This is a genomic window from Pseudomonas sp. DVZ6 (assembly GCF_024259445.1).
Taxonomy (GTDB): domain Bacteria; phylum Pseudomonadota; class Gammaproteobacteria; order Pseudomonadales; family Pseudomonadaceae; genus Aquipseudomonas; species Aquipseudomonas peradeniyensis.
Genome location: NZ_JANCLM010000067.1, coordinates 1 through 17,732, shown reverse-complemented (window position 1 = coordinate 17,732; position 17,732 = coordinate 1). Strand labels below are relative to the sequence as shown.

The 17,732-nt window shown below is 58.2% G+C and carries 13 protein-coding genes and 1 other RNA gene; 4 read left to right on the top strand and 10 right to left on the bottom strand.

Going from position 1 to position 17,732, the window contains the following annotated elements; all coding sequences use genetic code 11:
• Nucleotides 1-170: 170 nt before the first annotated feature.
• The 4 genes from NMG10_RS25130 to hsdR form a co-directional block, all read right to left on the bottom strand.
• Nucleotides 171-1,259 carry an endonuclease NucS domain-containing protein gene (locus tag NMG10_RS25130; RefSeq protein WP_254465326.1) on the bottom strand — a complete coding sequence of 363 codons (1,089 nt, stop codon included), beginning with the start codon at nt 1,257-1,259 and terminating at the stop codon, nt 171-173.
• A gap of 35 nt (nt 1,260-1,294) precedes the next feature.
• Nucleotides 1,295-2,944, bottom strand: coding sequence for a restriction endonuclease subunit S (locus NMG10_RS25125; protein ID WP_254465325.1), 1,650 nt, complete (start codon nt 2,942-2,944; stop codon nt 1,295-1,297).
• Entirely contained in the window at nt 2,941-4,410 is a 1,470-nt protein-coding gene (locus NMG10_RS25120; protein ID WP_254465324.1) for a class I SAM-dependent DNA methyltransferase, read from the bottom strand. Before NMG10_RS25120 ends, NMG10_RS25125 begins: the two co-directional genes overlap by 4 nt.
• An 87-nt stretch (nt 4,411-4,497) precedes the next feature.
• Complete coding sequence (hsdR, locus tag NMG10_RS25115; protein WP_254465323.1) at nt 4,498-6,864, bottom strand: EcoAI/FtnUII family type I restriction enzme subunit R; 2,367 nt, start codon at nt 6,862-6,864, stop codon at nt 4,498-4,500.
• A gap of 654 nt (nt 6,865-7,518) precedes the next feature.
• Between hsdR and NMG10_RS25110 the strand changes: the two genes are divergently transcribed.
• The 4 genes from NMG10_RS25110 to NMG10_RS25095 all read left to right on the top strand — a co-directional run bounded on the left by NMG10_RS25110 (nt 7,519) and on the right by NMG10_RS25095 (nt 11,762).
• Entirely contained in the window at nt 7,519-9,162 is a 1,644-nt protein-coding gene (locus NMG10_RS25110) for a hypothetical protein (RefSeq protein WP_254465322.1), read from the top strand.
• Complete coding sequence (locus tag NMG10_RS25105) at nt 9,162-9,893, top strand: OmpA family protein (RefSeq protein ID WP_254465321.1); 732 nt, start codon at nt 9,162-9,164, stop codon at nt 9,891-9,893. The genes NMG10_RS25110 and NMG10_RS25105 overlap by 1 nt, the downstream gene beginning before the upstream one ends.
• Nucleotides 9,877-10,965, top strand: a complete 1,089-nt coding sequence (locus tag NMG10_RS25100) for a hypothetical protein (RefSeq protein ID WP_254465320.1) — start codon at nt 9,877-9,879, stop codon at nt 10,963-10,965. The genes NMG10_RS25105 and NMG10_RS25100 overlap by 17 nt, the downstream gene beginning before the upstream one ends.
• Nucleotides 10,966-11,537: 572 nt before the next feature.
• The gene (locus tag NMG10_RS25095) at nt 11,538-11,762 is read left to right on the top strand and encodes a hypothetical protein (protein ID WP_254465319.1); all 225 of its coding nucleotides are present in this window, start codon (nt 11,538-11,540) and stop codon (nt 11,760-11,762) included.
• Between the two features lie 81 nt (nt 11,763-11,843).
• Here the strand turns inward: NMG10_RS25095 and ssrA are convergent.
• From ssrA to NMG10_RS25065, 6 genes are all read right to left on the bottom strand, one after another.
• Nucleotides 11,844-12,235: a transfer-messenger RNA gene (gene ssrA, locus NMG10_RS25090) on the bottom strand.
• Nucleotides 12,236-12,340: 105 nt separating this feature from the next.
• The gene (locus tag NMG10_RS25085) at nt 12,341-12,634 is read right to left on the bottom strand and encodes a hypothetical protein (protein ID WP_028691200.1); all 294 of its coding nucleotides are present in this window, start codon (nt 12,632-12,634) and stop codon (nt 12,341-12,343) included.
• Between the two features lie 546 nt (nt 12,635-13,180).
• Nucleotides 13,181-14,536, bottom strand: coding sequence for an acetyl-CoA carboxylase biotin carboxylase subunit (gene accC / locus NMG10_RS25080; RefSeq protein ID WP_046854114.1), 1,356 nt, complete (start codon nt 14,534-14,536; stop codon nt 13,181-13,183).
• 17 nt (nt 14,537-14,553) lie between these two features.
• Nucleotides 14,554-15,021, bottom strand: coding sequence for an acetyl-CoA carboxylase biotin carboxyl carrier protein (gene accB, locus NMG10_RS25075; protein WP_110739866.1), 468 nt, complete (start codon nt 15,019-15,021; stop codon nt 14,554-14,556).
• Nucleotides 15,022-15,122: 101 nt separating this feature from the next.
• Nucleotides 15,123-15,575 (bottom strand): type II 3-dehydroquinate dehydratase, encoded by a 453-nt coding sequence (gene aroQ / locus NMG10_RS25070; RefSeq protein ID WP_011535870.1) that lies wholly within the window; start codon nt 15,573-15,575, stop codon nt 15,123-15,125.
• A gap of 177 nt (nt 15,576-15,752) precedes the next feature.
• Entirely contained in the window at nt 15,753-17,510 is a 1,758-nt protein-coding gene (locus NMG10_RS25065; protein WP_232857083.1) for a protein-disulfide reductase DsbD, read from the bottom strand.
• Nucleotides 17,511-17,732: the final 222 nt, after the last annotated feature.

Below are 17,732 nucleotides of genomic sequence, written 5' to 3'. Positions count from 1 at the left end.
GAAGACAAGGGAAAGATTCTTAAGTCTTACCGTATCCACCAAATAACTTATCCGGTGGGTGAATGCTACGACTGCGGCTGACTTGTTGTTTGTTTGGTTGACGGATTACCGGTGGCGATTTAGATCGCTAAGCCAGAGCCTGGCGGCCTTTCTGCAAGCGGCTCGAATGATTATTGCGCCTTATGAAGCAAACGCACCTTCAACCTTTCTATTGTCCAGCGCCATTTGGGTGTGGTGGGGCGGCAGACGGTGTTTTGGTTGCCGAACAGACCGACTTCTTTGATGGCCTGTTCAACCGGCACGGTTTGCAGCCATTCCAGGGGCACGAAGTACTCGCACAGCGCTGGGTCATTGCTGTGTTCGGCGTGGTAGGTGCCGCGTGTTGCGGCTTGCAGCACCGGCGTATCGACACCGTTGTGGGGCACGGTGAAGTCTGCCGCTGCTGTGGCCCGCCCGGTTACGCGGCCGACGCCGACGTAGCCCTGCTGCGGAATGTTGACCCACACCCGGTCACCGGGGGCGAGCATCTTCAGGCTGTTGCTGTACCAAGTGCCGCCACCGCCACAGATAAAACCAAAGGCTTGCGCATCCAGCCAGGATCGCGTGGAACTGTGGCCAAACGAGCAATAGAATTCACCATTCCATGGCTCGCTCGGGCCATCGCTGCGGGTGTTGCTAGCATTGGCCTGGGTTTCCACAGGGTCGAGCAGCCAGGAGCGGCTGATCAGCTGTTGCGCGCCCTGCTGGAACACCTGAAAGCACAGCACGTTGATGGCGATATCCCGCTCGCTCAGGTACGCTACGATGCGCTCGGTGCTGGCGTCCAGCCCGGACGCGACGATGATGATCTGGTGACTTTGGTTGAGCGCCTCTTCATCCAGCGGCAGGCCGAAATAGGCCTGAAAGTCCGCCGCCAAATCGGCGTTGTGGCGATAGCGTTTGTAGATGGCGGCAATATCTTCGGCGGCTAGTTTTTCCACCCACGAGGCATAGTCTAGCGCCTGCGCCACCACATCACGCGGGGTACGGTCGCGCTTGAGTTCGATCAGCACCAGGGAGGCATCCGGGGCGATGGCCAGTAGATCGATTCGCCCTCCCAGTCCGGTGCTTTCCTGACGGCCGATCAGCATCCATTCCTCCGATAGCAGCCGTGGCGTGCTGACGATCATGTCTTCCAACAATTGCTCGCTGGGCAGGATGCACTCATGCAACTGGCTGGGTTGGCCACCGACCGTCCAGATTTGCGTTTTGATGGGCATGGGGTTGTCCTTAACGTGATGCAGCCTGCGAGTCGCTAGGACAGTGCCTGCTCGACCAGAGTGCTGGCCAGTTGTTCGTTTAGTTGGCGGGCATCGGTTAGGCGGGTTTTTAGTTGGTCGCAGAGGGCCATTAGTTGGTCGACTTTCGCGACTATGCGGTGTTGTTCAGTGAGTGGTGGAATTGGGATAGGTATCTCTTTAAGGCGAGAGGACTTGATACCAGTAGCCGTCATTCCTGTGGCTGCATCTGAAAGTTCTGCCTGAAAGCCAGAGGACATCATTGCCAATTTCAAAAATGGGCCAGTTTGCAATTCGTGGAGTTGAAAACAAATCACGCGTTGAGCCAGTGCGAACCGCTCGGGAATATCAATTATCGCCACGTTACCCATCGGGGCCTCGGTTGTGATAAGAATGTCTCCAGCCCGAGGAAAGCCTCTTGTCATCCAAGACAAGTAGTCCGTATCGGTAATGAACTCTTGAGGTTCTCTGCTGATAAGTCCTGGGCGCACATTTTTCGCAGTAATGAGCGGTACGCCAGATGACGTTTTTGTAGGTGTCCTGCCCCTGTAGTCAATGAACCGGGCAAGATTACCAAGCCGGCAGGACGACCAACCGGCATGCAAAGTGAAGTAGTGTTCGGTCTCTGGGATATCTTCTCTTGCTGTCGTTCTTAGGCTCTCTTCGAAAATGAGTCGCATCTTTTCCTTAGCGATGCGCTTGAGTAATTCACTGGCCGGCTCATCACTGGATTTTTGCGGCACCAGTTTGCCCATCACTGCCAGTTGAAGCAGGGTTTGTTTGAGGGCGTCGATGCTGGGTTCGGTGGTGAGCAGGGTGTGGAAGTGTTCGGCCAGGCGTTGCCAGGCGACGGCGAAGTCGCTGGCGTCGCTAGCTTGGGTCAGGCTGTCGAGCAGCGCCTGCACCAGTTGGGCGTGGGCGCTTTCGGCGTCGGCCTGCTGGGCTTCCAAGCGGTTGCACAGGTCCATCAGTTCATCGACTTTGGCGACGATGCGGTGTTGTTCGGCTACAGGTGGAAGAGCCACCGGAATGCCATTCATTTTGGACTGGTTCATCTTCGGCTGAGCCGTTCCGGTCACATATGGCTTTAGATCAATGGCGTTGAAATAAAGCTCTATGTAGAGAAGTAACTCCTCGCTTATTCCATCAAGCACATGGGCGTGGTTATTCACCCAATAGCGACCGCGTGCCATGAATGCGATAGGCGTACTACGATTTATAAGGTTTGCGCCGTCTTCCCCAACTAACAACAGCGGTTTATCGAACAGATAGCCGTCGATTTTATCGATAACACCTGATGCGCCGTAGTAGTCGAAAACCTTGTCCCGACCTTCTCGTTCGGCTTGGGAAATGGGTACTCGTTCTCCATCACGGCAAATCGTTGCCTCGCCAATTGAGGTTGCAGCCCATCCGACTGGCAATGGGAATGTAATTACCGGTTCAGGTGCATCAGTCAGGTCTTTTTGCTTCTTGATCTTGCCCTCAGCCACCAACCGCGCCTTATCCTCGGCAATCCGCTTTAGCTGCTCGCTGGCCGGCTCATCATTCGAGTCTTGTGGCACCAACTTGCCACGGATCGCCAGTTCCAGAATCAGCTCGCGCAGTTTTTTAATGCCATTGGGCGCGCCGGCCAGTAGTGGCAGGTTTTCGATCAGTAGCGCGGTCATACATCGCGCTCCAGAGCTTCAGCCAGCACCGCCTTGAGCTGGTCACGCAGGTCGCTGATTTCGCCTTGTAGGCTGGCGTAGTTACGCAGCAGTTCGTCCGGGTTGTGGCTAATCTGTTCGCCGATATGCGGGTTTTTGCAGTCGAGGTTCCAGTTGCGGGCTTGCAGCTCTTCGATGCTGACCTGCCAGGCGAATTCGTTCTCCACCCGTGCGGCAAAGCCATCGGCCTCGCTGCCCCACCAGGCTTCTTCCACTGCGAATTCTTCGATGCGCATGGGGCGAGTCTTGGAGTAGCTCTTCACGCCGGCCGGGTACTTGTGTTCGTAGAACCACACCTGTTTGGTGGGCGTACCCTTGGTGAAAAACAGCAGGTTGGTCTTGATGCCGGTGTAGGGGTTGAACACGCCGTTGGGCAGGCGAACGATGGTGTGCAGGTTGCACTCGGAGAGCAGCTTTTCCTTGATGCGGCTCTTGATGCCTTCGCCGAACAGAAAGCCATCGGGCAGCACCACGGCAGCGCGGCCGCCGTCCTTGAGCAGTTGCATGATCAGCACCAGAAACAGGTCGGCGGTTTCGCGAGTGCGGAAAGCGGCGGGGAAGTTGGTTTCGATACCGTCTTCTTCCATGCCGCCGAACGGCGGGTTAGCGACGATGCAATGCACGCGTTCGCTCGGTCCCCAGCTGATCAGCGGTTTGCTCAGGGTGTTGTCGTGGCGAATCTGGCTCGGCACCTCGATGCCATGCAGGATCATGTTGGTGGTGGCCAGCAGGTGCGGCAGCGGCTTTTTCTCCACGCCGAAAATGCTGGCCTGCAAGGTGCGTTCATCCTCGGCGGTTTTCACGTAGCGGCTGCGTTTGTGCTCGATAGCGCAGGTGAGAAAGCCACCCGTGCCGCAGGCCGGGTCCATGACTTTTTCGTCCAGTTTGGGGTCGACCATGCGCACCATAAACTCGGTCACTGGACGCGGGGTGTAGAATTCACCGGCGTTGCCGGCGTTCTGCAGGTCGCGCAGCAGTTGCTCGTAAAGGTTTCCAAACTCGTGGCGCTCTTGGGCTTTGTTGAAGTCCACGCCTTCCTGAATCTTATTGATCACCTGGCGCAGCAACTGACCGGACTTCATGTAGTTGTAGGCGTCTTCAAACACGCTGCGCACCACGAAGGCCGACTGCGTATTGCTGTATTCGTGCAGGTTCTGCAGCTGCGGAAACAGATTGTTGTCGATAAAGTCCTTAAGCGCATCGCCGGTCATGCCCTCCGGGTCGGCGGCCCAGGTGCGCCAGCGGCAGCTCTCGGGAATCGGCGAGCGGTAGTCGTCGTCCATCAGCTCCCATTCAAGCTCGCGATCATCAAAGATCTTCAGGAACAACAGCCAAACTAGCTGGCCGATGCGCTGGGCGTCGCCGTCTACGCCAACGTCTTTGCGCATGATGTCCTGGATGGACTTGATGGTGGAGCTAATGGACATGAAGGTCTCTCAACACGTAACGCAGGGGGGCAAAATTCTACCGGATCGTGGAGGAGACTGCTTTGTCATGTCGTCGGTGCTTAGCCCTTAGTTCGCGTAAAGCTCTCCCTCCAGTTCATGAATCGCCTTGGTGTACCCCGCTTTGCCGCCAAAGGCTTTGACCAGCTCAATAGGGGCACCAATCTGGCTAAAAGGGTCAAGCTGCAGGATTTTGATGTCCTCGATATGCTCGATCCCGGTATCGGCGTATTTATCCAGAAGCGCTTCCAACACCTGGCGGGCTGCGCCAGAATACTTGGCGAAATAGTTGCGCTTTTTTACCTGCTCGGCCCGCTCGTGGCGTGATAAGGCGGGTTGATCGAAGGCTACGTGACAGATCAGGTCGAATGGATCGAGCGGCTTACCCTGTTTCTTTTCTACCTCTTCAGATAAGGCCTCCCACATCACGCCCTGGACGGCCATCTCCTCGATAATGACTTTCTTTTGCTCAGAACCACTCCAGCGTCGGAGGAAGTCGTCCAGTGAGGCGAATTGCTTTTGTACGCAGGTACGGGTGTAGTCGTGTAGTGACTCCGTGATCAACCGGCCATCAGGACCGTAGTACTGCACCCGTTCAGCGACGACATAGACTGGGACGTTGTCGATGACGTACCTGATGCGTTTTTTGCCTTCATCCTCGTCCGTGAAGCCTAAGTCATCAGCCTCGTTATCGTTACCCGCGCTGATGCCCTCTTCATCGGCAATTGGCTCATCCGGCGGTACGGGCGAGTCATCGCCTTCTGGGGCGTAGATCACCACCGGGTCGCCATCGAAAGCCGGGTCGGCAAACAGCTCGGTGGCCTTTTTGAAGTCCATGATGGTGAACCAGTACTTGCCGAATTCCTCGTTGATGCGTGTGCCGCGACCGATGATCTGCTTGAACTCGGTCATAGATTTGATGTGCTGGTCGAGCACGATCAGCTTGCAGGTCTGCGCATCCACGCCGGTGGTCATCAACTTGCTGGTGGTGGCGATAACCGGGTAGCGCTCTTCCGGGTTGATGAAGTTATCCAGTTCGGCCTTGCCTTCCTGATCATCGCCGGTGATGCGCATGACATACTTGCGGTTTTCAGCCACGCGCTCGGGGTTGAGGTTGACTAAGGCTTGGCGCATGCGTTCGGCATGACTGATATCGTCACAGAAGACGATAGTTTTCTGGAATGGGTCTGAGGCCTTGAGGAACTCGGTGACCTTCTGCGCGACCAGTTGAGTGCGGGCCTCAATGACCAGCGTACGATCCATGTCCTTAAGGTTGTAGATACGGTCTTCGACCAGCTCGCCATTTTTGTCGAGCATGCCCTTGGGGGGGCGCCAACCTTGTAGGTCTTTGTCGAAGTCGATGCGCACCACTTTATAGGGCGCAAGAAAACCGTCCTCGATACCCTGTTTGAGGGTATAGCTGTACACCGGGTCACCGAAGTAGGTGATGCTTGATACTTCTTTGGTTTCCTTCGGTGTGGCGGTGAGGCCGATATGGGTCGCGCTAGAGAAATAGTCGAGAATCTCGCGCCAGGCGGAGTCCTCGGCAGCGCTGCCACGGTGACACTCGTCGATCACGATCAAGTCGAAAAAGTCGCAGGAGAACTGCTTGTAGATGTTCATCTCTTCGTCAGTGCCGGTGACAGCCTGATAGAGCGATAGGTAGATCTCATAGGAGGTGTCGATCTGGCGTTTGGCGATTTTGGTCATCGCCTGGCCAAAGGGTTTGAAGTCGTTGTTCTTCGTCTGGTCGACAAGAATGTTGCGGTCGGCAAGGAACAGAATTCTCTTTTTCTGTTTTGACTTCCACAGTCGCCAGATGATTTGAAAGGCTGTGTAGGTTTTGCCAGTGCCTGTGGCCATCACCATCAGGATACGGTTCTGCCCGCGCGCTACCGCCTCAACGGTGCGGTTAATGGCGTTCGTTTGGTAATAGCGCGGCATGCGCCCGGAGCCATCGTCGTAGTATGGCGCTACGATCTTGTGTTGAACCGCAGCATCCAGCCCTTTCCATTGGCAGTAGCGCTGCCAAAGCTCGGCAGGACTAGGGAATTGATCCATGGGCAGGTTCGTTTCTATTTTGCTGCCCGTACCACTGCGATCATGGAAAAGGAAGGCATCGCCATTGCTGGAGAATACGAACGGTACGTCCAGCGCCTCTGCATAGCGAAGAGCTTGCTGCATGCCGGAGCCAACGGAGTGGTTGTTATCCTTCGCCTCGATTACAGCGATAGGCAGGTTGGCCTGATGGTAGAGAATGAAATCTGCACGGCTCGCTTCGCCGCGACTGTGAAGCTTGCCCCGCACCATAATGCGGCCTTTGGTGAAATAAACTTCCTCGCGCACCTGCTTGAGCATGTCCCATCCAGCTTGCTGAATGGCAGGGGAGATGTACTTACTGCAGATGTCCCGCTCTGAAAGTGATTTCTTGTCCATGTCTCACTGTGTCCCTATGACGTGCTGCGGACTTTATCAGAAGGGCTGGAGGCATGCTGCCAGTATCAACAGCGGGGATTCTCAGACTCGACCTTCAGGCCTGCATAGGTCCTGATAGCGGTGAAAATCCAATTGTTATCAGGGATCAAGGCCCGTGCGACCTGTGGGGCGTCCACTACGCGGGACTGGCTGCTCCTTATGACCAGGAACGAGGGCATCTCATGATCTGGCCTCCTGAGCAACGTTAACGGTAAGCGGGTGGTGGCTGCATTGGCTGACGAGACCGGCACCGCGAGATCCTTACCATAAAAGATGAAGGGCGTGGCTTTACCCATGCCCAGCTAGGGGATAAGGTGGCGGGCATTGCAAAATGATGGCACTGCGCGGCTTTCCAGGGATGATGCTACAAAGCTTCGGCGTTTCATTCCCCATCTGGATTTCCATCAATTGTTTGCCACTCGTTTTTAGCATTGGCTGGCCCACCTGGTAGTGAGCGGCGTTGTGAGCGCTACGCGGGAGTGAATTGGTCCAAGCCTAGCTGGCTACAGCGCCGGAAGATGGCTGTCGCCGTGTTGCCACGGTTGAGTTACTTAATCCGATAGGGGTAGTTGAAGTGTTCCGCAAAGATCCAGCGTTCGACATTGGAGTAACTGAATGATTGGGAGTTTTCTCGAGAGCGTGCTGACTACTGCTTCGGCAAGCTCTGTGACTGAGATCTTTATCTGGCTGATGTTCGGCATTGTTTTGATGGCCGTGCGCCAAGGAAAGAGTGGCAGACAAGGGTTGTTTCTGGAACACGCACCGGCAGTGCTTGTCTCGCTGGGCATTCTGGGGACTTTCGTCGGCATTGTGATCGGTTTGCTGGACTTTGATGCTCATGACATCAAGGGCAGTATTGAGGGTTTGCTGGACGGACTGCGAACGGCCTTCATCACCAGTCTTGTTGGTATGACCCTTTCCATTGTCCTCAAAGCACTGGATGCCTATTGGTTCGCTCCGGCTCGGAGCCGCTCGGAGCTGCCGGACAGCATCACGCCGGAGCATATCCATGGCGTGCTGACTCAGCAGGTTAAATTGCTGGAAGGGCTCAACCAGTCGCTTGCCGGTAATGAGGAAGGTTCGGTGGCGGGTCAACTTAAGCTGATGCGTAGCGACGTTGGCGATTTTCGCAGCGCCCTAGATCGCACTCATCGCGAGTTCCAGGACAAGCTTTTCGTGCAGCTCAATCAATTTGGCGAGATGCTGGCCAAGTCAGCCACAGAGACGGTGATCGAGGCGCTTCGTCAGGTGATTCAGGATTTCAACAAACACTTGGTGGACCAGTTTGGCGATAACTTCAAGGCGCTGAATGAGTCTGTCGTTAAGATGAATGAATGGCAGGAGCTCTACAAACAGCACGTCGAATCGCTGGAGGCGCGCATCGAGCTGGCGATCAACGAGCTGGAGCGCACCGCGACAGCAAATGAGGCCATTAGTCGTTCCCTGTCCACTTCGGAGCAGTCTATCGGCACCATTGAGGGTCATTGCCAGAGCATTCCCATGGCCATCGGCCAATTGGAGCCAGTATTGCAAGCCAACCAAAGACAAGTTGGAGTGCTTGAGGAGCATCTCGGTACATTTGTCACGATGCGCGACCAGGCCATTAGCGCGGTACCGCAGCTGCAGCAGCATATGGAAACACTCTCCGGCCAGCTTGCTGAAGGCGTGAAGAGCGTCATGACTACCATGCATGAAGGCGCGCAGGAGTTCGGCCGCTCGGTTGACCTCACTAATGCTGCATTGACAGAGTCAGCCCATGTTGTGAGTAGCAAGTCTGAGCAGATCGCCGAGAACATGCAGGATGCCGCTCAGGAATTCGGCTCATCGGTGCGTGGCACACTCGACAGTATGCTGGATACTTCCAAAACGCTGGAGCAACAGATGGGGCTAGTAGTCGAGAAAGCCGCTAGCTCCATGGCAGAGGCGTTCCGCCATGCAACCGGCAAGATTCAGGAGGGTCTGACCGGGTCGGTAGAGGCCACCATGAATACTTTGCGTGCCAGTGTAGAGGGCAGTCTAAGCCACACCGAGGCGCAGATTCAGGGTTCGGCCAATCGCACCATGAGCGCGGTCGAAGCGCAGGTGCGTGAAGCCACTGAGCGAGCCAGTGCCTCGCTGCAAATCCAACTTAACGCTATGGATCAGGCCATTGGTCGCGAGCTGGAGAAAGTCTTCAAAGAAATGGGCTCGGCACTGGCCACCATCTCACGACGAATTGCCGATGATCATGCTGAGCTCACGCAGCGGGTACGTGCCTGATGGGGAGTCTGGATAACCTTTTTCGCAGCAGTGGCTCGAAGAATGATGATGCCGAACACTGGATTGGCATCTCTGACTTGATGTCAGGGCTGATGATGATGTTCCTGTTCATTGCCGTGGCTTATATGTACTACGTGCAGGTCGAGAGAAACAACATCAAGGAGATCGCAGTTGCTTACAAGGACACTCAGGTAGCGATCTACAATGACTTGGTCAGCGAGTTCGCAGCGGATCTGTCTCGTTGGAATGCAGCCATTGAGCGTGACACCCTGGAAGTCACCTTCAATAATCCAGAAGTCCTGTTCCGTTCCGGGTCGCCTGAGCTAAACCCGCAGTTCAAGATGATCCTGGCCGACTTTTTCCCGCGTTATGTGACGGTGTTGTCTCGTTACCGCACAGCCATTGAAGAGATTCGTATCGAAGGTCACACCAGCAGCGACTGGGGAAACCTTCATGGTGAGCAAGCATATTTTCCCAATATGGCGCTTTCTCAGGACCGTACGCGGTCTGTGCTGCAGCATGTGTTGTCGCTGCTGACGGGAGGATCTGATAGGGAGTGGGTCCGTTCAAGCTTCGCTGCGGTGGGCTACTCTTCGTCTCGGCGCATTGTTGATAGCGATACCCAGCAAGAGAGCAGCGCCCGGTCGAGGCGTGTGAATTTTCGAGTGATCACTAATTCTGAACTGCAGATTCGCAACATAATTGAGAGGCTCGATGGAAATCAGGGCTGATTTTTCCGAGCTGTGGAACCAAGTGAAGCGGCTTAGCGATGCCCAAGTTGAGTTCGACTGGGTGGCAGCCGCGCAGCTTGATCCCATCGATATTGAGCTGCTGGAAGGGCGTGAAGTTAGGCTGGAAGATCTGGATGTCATCAACGGGTTGCTGAGTGTCGATGGCCGCCAGGTACTGCTCTATATTCCTGACCAGTATTCTCCGGTTGATGTGGTGCAAGCCTCTCCCGACAAAGGCAAAAGGTTCCATGTGGCGGATTGCAAGACTCTGGCGGACATGCGTGGAAAAGGGCGATTCGAGCGATATGTGGTAACCAATAACCTGACGGGCATCTTCCCGATAAGCGGTAAGAACAGTCGCGGACTCTCGGAGGAGTTGGACTCGCGCTTGATGGTTTGCAGGAACTGTTTAGATAAGCTCAATTATCAAAATTACTGCCACGATTCCACACGCTCAAATATTTGGCAAGGTTTTGAAATTGCGCGTTTCTTTGAAACCTACAGCACTAGCTTCACCTATCTGCCTCGTAATCTTACGCAGCGCGCTATTGGAAATGATTACACGAAGGATTGGGGCGACGTCTCGACCAATGTACGGCGGCACTGTGGTTTCAAGTGCGATGGCTGTGGTTTGAATCTAAGTGAGCACCGGCATCTATTGCATGTACATCATGTCAACGGGCTGAAACAGGACAACAGCAGTGTGAATCTCCGGCCATTGTGTGCAGATTGCCACCGTAAGCAGCCGTTGCATGATCACATGTTCATATCTATGAAGGATATGCAGTTGTTGACCCGCCTGCGCCGTGAGCAAAGCATCCTCGCAGGTGATTGGATGCAAGTCCTTGAGCTGGCGGACCTTTCTGTGCGGGACGCCTTGATGCATGCGAAGCATAGAGGTTTTGAGGTGCCAGAAGTCGGCTACAGGCTGGTGAGCCAGGATCGGGTCACTACTTTTGATGTGGAAGTAGCCTGGAAGCAAAGACGTGTCGCCATCAGTGTTGCTGATGCCCCTGTAATGGCAGATTGGACTATTGTTAGCCCGGCTGATTTTATACGGAATTTTTCATGAAAATTAGACCTGCTGGCTCGCACTGTAATGAGAGAGAAACTGATCTCGCTCTGCCTTGAGTTATGGCTTTGAGGCCATTGGTGTGTCTGAATAATGCAGCAGCATATTTTCTACCCGTCCCCGTCAAAAATTTTGAGAAATTTCCCACCGCGCTAGCTGTTGCTAATTAATCCACCCTAAGGCTACAGTCCCCAAGTCGCAGCAAAATCTGCGACCAGGTGTAGGAACCTGCTGGTAAACTTGGCGCTCGCACTAGGCGCCCCATCACAACGGCTGGCGCCTTTTTTGCGTCTGCTGCGATGTCATGGCGGCTGTGTGTGGGCAGGCTTCGGCCTGGCCGGGTTCCAAGTTTCCCGGTATTCCTACCCCACACATAGCTGCCACCCAATCCCGTAGGAAGGATCGTGGTAGCTCCAATCTCAAACTTGGAGTCTCATGCATGCTTATTCGCATTCTGAGCAGGATCCTCGCATCCGCTCTCCGCCGCCCAACCCCCGCAGCCAGCCCATCCCCAACCTTCTACCCGATCGACTGCCACTCCCTCGCCACCCGCGCCACTCGGGAGGTGCCCCATGTCTGACCATGAACGCCTGTCTACCCTCCAGAGCTACGTCTGGACCCTCGAACTGCTCGGCGAGGCGCTGGTCCAGCATGACGAGGTGCTGGAGTGCGAGCACAACCCGCAACTGAGCTTTCGCAATACGGCGGGGATTCACCAGGCGATCCGGATCATCAGCCGGTTGGCCAGCGAGCAGTTCAGCAAGCTGGAGGCGATGAAGGAAAAGGGGGAGAGGTGACGGCGTGGTGTCGGTGCCGCTGAGACACTGAATCCCAGGCACAAAAAAAGACGCCCATCGGGCGTCTTCTTTTTTAGGATTTGGTGGAGCCGGGGGGATTTGAACCCCCGTCCGCCAGTACTCCGCTGTCGGTACTACATGCTTAGCCGTGTCTACTGATTTAATCCGCAGCCGCCCGACGGGCAGGGTGCTTTGGATGAGTTGGGTAAGTTTTAGTCGCTTCGCCCCCAACGTGCTGCACGACGATCCTGTTCTGTATGACAATCATTTCGGGTTTACAGGCATCCCCTGATGATTGCTGGAGCCGAAGCTACCAGGAGAACGGGCTAGGCTGCTTACGCAGCGATAGCGTAGTCCTCGATGTGGTCGTCATTGGCAACTATAGAAAGTTGCAACAGTGGATTTACGAGTTCTGTTACCAACTCGGCATGCACCTAGAGTTTCGCTACCGGCGTCGAATCCTAATCGGCCCCACACTCAGCTCTAGCTGAACGCGCTTTTCAGCACGCAAGGCCGAGTATACGCGCTTACGCGGGCGGCGTCGACAGATGGTTCGGCCGCCCGCGCTGGCGCAGGGCTCAGGTACCGCTGCCACCGGCCGAGCCGCTGCCTTTCTCGGTCTTGTCCAGGCGCTCGAGCACCTTGCTGGTGATGGCGATGCACTCCTTGGTGTCGCCTTTTGCCTGGGCGGCCTTGGCCTGGTCCACATGCTCGGTGATGGCCTTGTCCAGGCCTTCGGAGGTGGCGCCGGCGGTGGCCATGCTGTCGTCGATCTTCTGCAGGTTCATGGCGCACAGGTCGTCGGCGGCGAACACAGGCGAGGCCAGCAGGGTGGCGGCCGCGAACAGGGCGGATAGCGCAGTGCCTTTCATGGGAGTCTCCTTGTGAGGCCTCGGGAGGTGGGCCTGATCGGTGGACTGTGCGGGTTTGCGCGGGGTTCCATTGGGGTGATGGCCTGAGGCATGTGCGATACCTGTAGGCGATCGCCCAGCCCTTGGGGGCCGCGCTCCCACGCTGCCTCAGTCAAATCAAAGAATTATGTTTTGTGCCATGAGAGATCGCCCAGCCATTTGGGGCTGCTCTGTCGAGCAGGGAACTGTTATCTCTGTGGGAGCGGGCTTGCCCGCGAACACCGGCGGAGCCGGTGCCATATACCGCGCTGGATTCTTCGCGGGTAAACCCGCTCCCACAGGGGCAGGCTAAATCACTGGGTTGCGTGTTGTTCCGTACGAGCGACCTTGTGCCGCGAAAGGGCTGCGCAGCAGGCCCGGGGCATTAGCGTCGGGGCACAGATCGCGGGGCCGCTTTGCGGCCCTTTCGCGGCACAAGGCCGCTCCTACACACGAGAGGGGTAGGGCACATCAGGGCAATAAAAAACCCCGGCACGGGGCCGGGGCTTTTTCATCACGCTAACGCGATCACTCCTGGTTGGCCAGTTTGTGCTCGAGGTAGTGGATGTTGACGCCGCCTTTGCAGAAACCTTCATCACGCACCAGGTCGCGGTGCAGCGGGATGTTGGTCTTGATGCCGTCGACGACGATCTCGTCCAGGGCATTGCGCATGCGCGCCATGGCTTCGTCGCGGTCCTTGCCGTAGGTGATCAGCTTGCCGATCAACGAATCGTAGTTCGGCGGAACCGAGTAGCCGCTGTACAGGTGCGAATCGACGCGCACGCCGTTGCCGCCCGGGGCGTGGAAGTGCTTCACCTTGCCTGGGCTCGGGATGAACTTCTTCGGGTCTTCGGCGTTGATCCGGCACTCCAGCGAGTGACCGCGGATCACCACGTCTTCCTGGCGGAACGACAGCTTGTTGCCAGCGGCGATGCTCAGCATCTCCTTGACGATGTCGATGCCGGTGACCATTTCCGAAACCGGGTGCTCGACCTGGACGCGGGTGTTCATCTCGATGAAGTAGAAGCGGCCGTTCTCGTACAGGAACTCGAAGGTACCGGCACCGCGGTAGCCGATCTCGATGCACGCGTCGACGCAACGCTTGAAGACTTCCTGACGGGCCTTCTCGTCGATGCCCGGGGCCGGGGCTTCCTCCAGGACCTTCTGGTGACGGCGCTGCAGCGAGCAGTCACGGTCGCCCAGGTGCACGGCGTTGCCCTGGCCGTCGGACAGTACCTGGACTTCCACGTGACGTGGGTTGGTCAGGAACTTCTCCAGGTAGACCATCGGGTTGCCGAACGCGGCACCGGCTTCGGTACGGGTCAGCTTGGCCGATTCGATCAGGTCTTCTTCCTTGTGCACCACACGCATGCCGCGACCACCACCGCCGCCGGCGGCCTTGATGATCACCGGGTAACCGACCTCGCGGGCAATCGCCAGCGCGGTTTCCGGGTCTTCCGGCAGCGGGCCGTCGGAGCCCGGCACGGTCGGCACGCCCGACTTGATCATCGCGTCCTTGGCCGACACCTTGTCGCCCATCAGGCGGATGGTGTCGGCTTTCGGGCCGATGAAGATGTAGCCGGAATTTTCCACCTGCTCGGCAAAATCGGCGTTTTCCGCGAGGAAGCCGTAGCCCGGGTGGATGGCGGTGGCACCTGTCACTTCGGCGGCGGCGATGATCGCCGGGATGTGCAGGTAGGAGTCCTTGGACGATGCAGGGCCGATGCAGACCGACTCGTCTGCCAGGCCCAGGTGCATCAGTTCACGGTCGGCCGTGGAGTGCACGGCGACGGTCTTGATGCCCAGCTCTTTGCAGGCACGCAGGATCCGCAGGGCAATTTCCCCACGGTTGGCGATCAGGACTTTTTCAAGTTTCCCAGACATCGTTGGTTCTCCGCGAATCAAACGATGGTGAACAGCGGCTGGTCGAACTCAACCGGCTGGCCGTCTTCCACGAGGATGGCGTCGATCACACCGCCGATCTCGGATTCGATGTGGTTCATCATCTTCATGGCTTCGACGATGCACAGGGTGTCGCCTTTCTTCACGGCCTGGCCGACTTCGGCGTAGTTTGGCGAAGTTGGCGAAGGCTTGCGGTAGAAGGTACCGACCATTGGCGAGCGAACCACGGTGCCTTTCAGGGCCGGAGCAGCGGCAGCGGCTTCAGCGGCTGGAGCGGCGGCGGCAACAGGTGCAGCAGCGGCAACCGGAGCGGCCATCGGGGCCGGGGCGGCGAAGTACTGGGCGCCGGCCGGGGTCTTGCTGTGACGGCTGATGCGAACGGACTCTTCGCCTTCCTTGATCTCCAGTTCGTCGATGCCAGACTCTTCCAGCAGTTCGATCAGCTTCTTGACTTTACGGATATCCATTAATCAGCAACTCCCAAGGTTCGGTCGGGGACGTATTTTTAAAACGTGTCGAAAACGTTTCTTCATGAGCCTCGGCCAAAAAGGGCCAAGGCCTTGTGCCATCAGGGCTGTGCGTTGGCAGCCAGGTGTTCCAGCGCGGACTCCAGGGCCAGCCGGTAACCGGTGGCGCCGAGGCCGCAGATCACTCCTACGGCAACATCGGAAAAGTAGGAGTGGTGGCGGAACGGTTCACGCTTGTGCACGTTGGAGAGGTGCACTTCGATGAATGGGATGCTCACCGCGAGCAATGCGTCACGTAATGCGACGCTTGTGTGGGTGAAAGCGGCCGGATTGATCAGGATGAAGTCCACGCCTTCGTTGCGCGCGGCGTGGATGCGGTCGATCAATTCGTATTCGGCATTGCTCTGCAGGTATTGCAGATGGTGGCCGGCGGCGCGGGCGCGCTGCTCCAGGTCCTGATTGATCTGGGCCAGGGTGGCGGCGCCATAGTGGCCCGGTTCGCGGGTCCCGAGCAGGTTCAGGTTGGGGCCGTGCAGCACCAGTAGGGTTGCCATCTGCGATTCCTTGGTTTTGTAGGGCAATTCGACATAGCGCGGCGACTATGCCGCAAGCGGCGCTGAGTGTCCAGTTCCCGGCAATAGCCAGCACGATGTCCGAGATTCGCGCAAAGTATGTGACCAGATGATTAAGTCTGGTCACCGCTGCGGGGTTTTTTCACTGGACGCGGGAAGTTATAGCCCGAGTTGGCCGCGCACGCGCGTCAATACCTGGGCGAAATCGCCGGCGTTTATCTCGCCGATGACCCGATCGGTGGTCATTTCGCTGCCGTTCGCGGCAAAGAACATCAGCGCGGGAGGGCCGAACAGCCGGTAGCGGTCGAGCAGGGCGCGTTGTTCGGCGTTGCTCTCGGTGATATCGAAGCGCAGCAGGCGGAAGGCGCCCAGTTGCGGCTGGACTTGCGGCGCATTGAGCACTTCGTGCTCGATCACCTTGCAGCTGATGCACCAGTCGGCGTACCAGTCGAGCAGCACCGGCTGGCCGGCGGCCTTGGCCTCGGCCAGGGCGGCGTCGAGGGCGGCGGGGGTGGTAAGGGTCTGCCAGGCGTTGGCCTTGGTCGGCGCGACGCCGCTGGCCGCGACTGGTGGTGGCAGCGGGTGCAGCGGGTCGCCCTGGCCGCTCAGTGCGCCATACCAGCAGGCCAGGGCGTACACCAGCAGCGCCAGGCCCAGCAGTTGCGCCAGGCGCTGGCGTGGGGTCTTGACCACGAACTCCAGGGCGCCGAGGAACAGCGCCACGCCGGCGGCCAGCAGGCCGACCAGCAGCAGGGTGGCCGGCCCCGGCAGCACGCGGCTGAGCAGGCCGATGGCCAGGCCCAGCAGCAGCACGCCGATGGCGTTCTTTACCGTGTTCATCCATGGCCCGCTCTTCGGCAGCCAGGCCGCGCCGCCGGTGGCCACCAGCAACAGCGGCGCGCCCATGCCCAGGCCCAGGGCGAACAGTTTCAGCGCGCCGCCCAGGGCGTCGCCGCTGGCGCTGATGTACAGCAAGGCGCCGGCCAGCGGCGCCGACACGCAGGGCGAGACCAGCAGGCTGGAGAGCACGCCGAGCACCGCCGCGCCGAGCAGCGAGCCACCTTTGGTGCGGTGGGCGAGGTTGTCCAGGCGGCTGCTCAGGGCCTGTGGGAGCTTGATGTCGAACAGGCCGAACATGGCCAGGGCGAACAGCACGAAGAACGCGGCAAACGGCACCAGCACCCAGGCCGATTGCAGGCGCGCCTGCAGGTTCAGACCGGCGCCGAACAGGCCCATCAGCGCGCCGAGCACGGCGAAGCTTGCCGCCATCGGCAGCACGTAGGCCAGTGAAAGCGACAGCCCGCGCAGGCCGCCGACCTGGCCGCGCAGGACCACGCCGGAAAGGATCGGCAGCATCGGCAGCACGCACGGGGTGAAGGTCAGGCCGACCCCGGCGAGGAAGAACAGCAGCAGCGATTTCCAGGTCCAGCCCTGCTCGGCGGTTGCCGGCAGCGGGGCGCCTTGGCCGTCGATGCTCAGCCGCGCGGTTTCCGGCGGATAGCACAGGCCCTTGTCGGCGCAGCCCTGGTAGCCCACCAGCAGGGTGAAGGTGCGTGGGTCATTGCGTGGCAGCTCGATGTCGAGCACGCCGTGATAGACCTCGACATCGCCGAAGAACTCGTCGTGCTTGGCCTCGCCCTTGGGGATGTTCGGCGCGCCCAGGCGGATATCCGCGGGCTCGGTACGGAACTGGAAGCGGTGGCGGTAGAGGTAGTAGCCGTCGGTGGCGACGAAGCGCAGCTTGACGGTCTGGGCATCGGCCTGGACCAGGCTGAGCTTGAAGGCTTCGTGCACCGGCAGGAAGTCGGCGCTGTTGGAGGCGGCGCCGAGGGTGGCGCTGGGGCGGTTGTCGAGCAGGCCCGTGGCGAAGACGGGGCTGGCCAGCAGCAGGAACAGCAGGAAAAACAGGCGGCGCATGGCGGACTCGCGAGGTGGAACGTGGCGGCATGATAGCGGAGTTGGTCGAGATTGGGGCCGCTTTGCGGCCCATCGCGGCACAAGGCCGCTCCTACAGAGATGCGCGAACCCTGTAGGAGATCGCCCAGCCCTCCGGGCTACGCTGTCGCGCAGGGAACAGAGTTCCAGCGTGGGAGCGGGCTTGCCCCGCGATCACCGGCGTAGCCGGTGCCAAACGCCGCA

Bases quoted from the DNA above. Each gene is read 5' to 3' on its own strand.
- NMG10_RS25130 (WP_254465326.1), bottom strand. From the start codon at position 1,259: ATGCCCATCAAAACGCAAATCTGGACGGTCGGTGGCCAACCCAGCCAG.
- NMG10_RS25065 (WP_232857083.1), bottom strand. From the start codon at position 17,510: ATGCGCCGCCTGTTTTTCCTGCTGTTCCTGCTGCTGGCCAGCCCCGTC.
- aroQ (WP_011535870.1), bottom strand. From the start codon at position 15,575: ATGGCAACCCTACTGGTGCTGCACGGCCCCAACCTGAACCTGCTCGGG.
- hsdR (WP_254465323.1), bottom strand. From the start codon at position 6,864: ATGGACAAGAAATCACTTTCAGAGCGGGACATCTGCAGTAAGTACATC.
- NMG10_RS25085 (WP_028691200.1), bottom strand. From the start codon at position 12,634: ATGAAAGGCACTGCGCTATCCGCCCTGTTCGCGGCCGCCACCCTGCTG.
- accB (WP_110739866.1), bottom strand. From the start codon at position 15,021: ATGGATATCCGTAAAGTCAAGAAGCTGATCGAACTGCTGGAAGAGTCT.
- NMG10_RS25110 (WP_254465322.1), top strand. From the start codon at position 7,519: ATGATTGGGAGTTTTCTCGAGAGCGTGCTGACTACTGCTTCGGCAAGC.
- NMG10_RS25125 (WP_254465325.1), bottom strand. From the start codon at position 2,944: ATGACCGCGCTACTGATCGAAAACCTGCCACTACTGGCCGGCGCGCCC.
- NMG10_RS25095 (WP_254465319.1), top strand. From the start codon at position 11,538: ATGTCTGACCATGAACGCCTGTCTACCCTCCAGAGCTACGTCTGGACC.
- accC (WP_046854114.1), bottom strand. From the start codon at position 14,536: ATGTCTGGGAAACTTGAAAAAGTCCTGATCGCCAACCGTGGGGAAATT.
- NMG10_RS25120 (WP_254465324.1), bottom strand. From the start codon at position 4,410: ATGTCCATTAGCTCCACCATCAAGTCCATCCAGGACATCATGCGCAAA.
- NMG10_RS25100 (WP_254465320.1), top strand. From the start codon at position 9,877: ATGGAAATCAGGGCTGATTTTTCCGAGCTGTGGAACCAAGTGAAGCGG.
- NMG10_RS25105 (WP_254465321.1), top strand. From the start codon at position 9,162: ATGGGGAGTCTGGATAACCTTTTTCGCAGCAGTGGCTCGAAGAATGAT.